Genomic DNA, 2,793 nt, shown 5'->3' on the forward strand with positions numbered 1-2,793 from the left:
ATTTTAAATTTAAGTAATTGCCAATCAAAATATGTTCTGTTCAACACTTGGACTACAAAAATTGATTATCCAAAAGAATACTGCTATCCCGCAGTAGTAATTGATAAATACGCCAAACCTGGTGAAAAAATCTGTTCTCCTAAAATTTCAGATGAAAAAGATTACTCTAAATTATTAGAATCTGGTTATAAAGAATTGGCCAGCAAAAATAATCTCATTCTGACAAAGCACGCCGTATTATTTGAAAAAGTTAGGCAAAAACATCCTAATCTCGATCTCCTTGAAGACGATATGCATCCATCAAGGGAAGGTGCTTTTTTAAGCGCTGCAATTTTCTACGAACTGCTAACTGGCAAGAAAGCAAATAAGCTAAAATATAATGCAGACCTGAAGACGTTGACAGCCAATCTGTTAAAAGAAGCCTCAAGTTAAAAGGTAAAACTTGGCACAACATCGGTTAACGAGCAAATAGCGGAAGAGGCTGCTAAAAATGACATTTTTGACTACCTTTAAAAAGATAACTTAACCGATAAATTCGCGTCCCCAACATCCGCTACTTGCGTTAACCGGGTACGTTAGCACACATATGAAAAAACAATCGTTTAGCATATTAATTTTGGTTTTTGCAATCCTCATCTTTGGTTGTAAACAAAAAACTGAACCTAAAATATCGAACTTTAAAGTTGCTCAAGATTACGCTGAATTTACCTCGAAGATGGAAAACAATGATACTCTGAATATCGGAGTGGTTTTATCAATGTGTACCTGGAGTGAATATGACAAATTGCAAATCACGAAATCGAATGATAGCGTTTTTCTTCAATTAAAAGAAAAACGGGTTATGGACGATAAGCCTCTTCATTTTAGTAAAGTAGCTTATGAATTAAAAAACGATACTCTGGATTTAGAAAAAATGATAACCGATTTTGATATTAGCCATCAAAAAGAGACGAGTAGTCCTTTTTTTATAATCATTAATCCAAAAGAAAAAGACACAATATTATTGAGAACAACTGGACTTGGAAATCGCGGATTTAATATTGAACGATATCAAAGAATAATGGCTAAATTATATCCAAAAGAAATGGCTGAATATAGAAAAGAATATTTCACGCCACCACCGCCACCACCAATGTCGATTGAATATGAAGAAACGGAATTAGATGAATAAATACGTGTGCTAACATTGTATATAAAAAATAGCGCAATTCATTGCTTACACTAAGGTTAGGCATTTTTGGAAAGTCGCCAAATTTTTAAATTTGACGATTTCCAAGTAAAAAGATAAATAGTAAAATTTAAAAATTCGGCTTGTGTTAATCCGAAAAGTTATCGCTTATTTTCAGCGCTACTTTTCATATACAGAGCCGTTAGGTGTAATTAAACAGAAAATATGAACAAACCTCCAATTAAAATTTTAATTTTTCTCATTACGTTTAATTTATTTTCCCAAAACACGGACACGGTCAGCATTCCTGATAATGTAATTAGACCTATGTTAGAACTTCACGTGAAAATCAATGAACCAGTAGAATTATTCCCTCTGATAAAATCAGACGATTTAGAAACACTAAATTTTAATTTAATAAAGTCTTCAGCTCTTGAAATTGAAAAAAATTTAGAACTAGTTTTTATAGAGTATTATTCAGAAAGCAAAGCTGCTTGGAGTAAAAAAGATTTTACTGACTATTTTGAAGTGAAATCAATGATTAAAGAGAGATCCTTGTTAGATTATTATCATATAAATTTTGACATAGACACCACAAAAAATCAATCTATTTTAAATAGTGAACCACTCTTTGAATCTGGAATTAGTTTTATAGGGTCTGATTCTCATACCGAATTTGTCAGACAAATCATTCCTAAAAATAATGATAGCATCAATCATTTTGGAAATTTGCCTGTTAAAATAAAATATTTGATTGACTTCGACACAATCAAGCTGAGTAAAAAAGATATTGGAAAAGAATTTAAGATTGCAGAAGAAGAATATAGGTTAGATAATATCATAAATGGGAATATTCACATAAGATCTTTAGATTCTTCTAACGAATTAGAAAAACTTGAAATTTCAAGATACATTGCTTACAAGGACCAAAAAATTGTACATCTTCCACACCAAAATAGATTTCCTTTAAGTTTCAATATTTTAAAAACTTCTTCAATATTTTTAAACGACAGTTTAGTTCAATTACCACATAATGATTATCAAAAATATTTGAAAAATATTAAGTTTGCTAAGAATGAAGTCTTTGTAGATCAAATAATTCTAGATACAGAAGTAGATTTTGACGAAATCCATATTTTATTACCTAAATATCATTTTTTAAATAAGGAATTAAAAAGTCGAATTGAAAAGGAGAATATTGATAATCTTAAAATAGTGCGACATTCATCCCAAATAAAAACACCCACACCTAAAAATCAACCACTTAACAATTAGTGTTCGTTAGTTTAACTACACCTAACATCGGTTAACGAAAATGGCTTTTTCGAGAGATATTTTTCTATATTTATTTCCATAAGAAAATTCGTCTCCACGGAAAGTGATGTCTTCCCTACTCGCCACTTTTGTTAACCGGGAACGTTGGCACCAATAAAAGAATAACTGATGATTAAGAAACTATTTTTAATTACTGTTATGGCAGTTCTATTTAATGTTTCAGGTTTCTCTCAAACAGAAATAAAAATTGACAGTATTGTTAGAGAATCACATTTTGAAATTATTAAAGGAACGGACTTTAAAGGAGCCATCATTCCTGCAGATTATGAGGTGAATTTTAATAAAGATCA

Annotated in this window: 2 protein-coding genes and 1 pseudogene; all 3 read left to right on the top strand. The window is 30.6% G+C overall.

The window, feature by feature from the left end:
* Positions 1–432: pseudogene (locus ACFQ1G_RS01135) on the top strand (DUF4886 domain-containing protein); the annotation flags it as partial.
* A gap of 154 nt (positions 433–586) precedes the next feature.
* A complete protein-coding gene (locus ACFQ1G_RS01140; RefSeq protein WP_380736400.1) occupies positions 587–1,171 on the top strand; it encodes a hypothetical protein in 585 nt (194 codons plus the stop codon).
* A gap of 222 nt (positions 1,172–1,393) precedes the next feature.
* The gene (locus ACFQ1G_RS01145) at positions 1,394–2,443 is read left to right on the top strand and encodes a hypothetical protein (RefSeq protein ID WP_380736401.1); all 1,050 of its coding nucleotides are present in this window, start codon (positions 1,394–1,396) and stop codon (positions 2,441–2,443) included.
* The last annotated feature ends 350 nt before the right edge of the window (positions 2,444–2,793 follow it).

Origin of the sequence: Salinimicrobium gaetbulicola (assembly GCF_042676025.1) — a bacterium.
Lineage (GTDB): Bacteria > Bacteroidota > Bacteroidia > Flavobacteriales > Flavobacteriaceae > Salinimicrobium > Salinimicrobium gaetbulicola.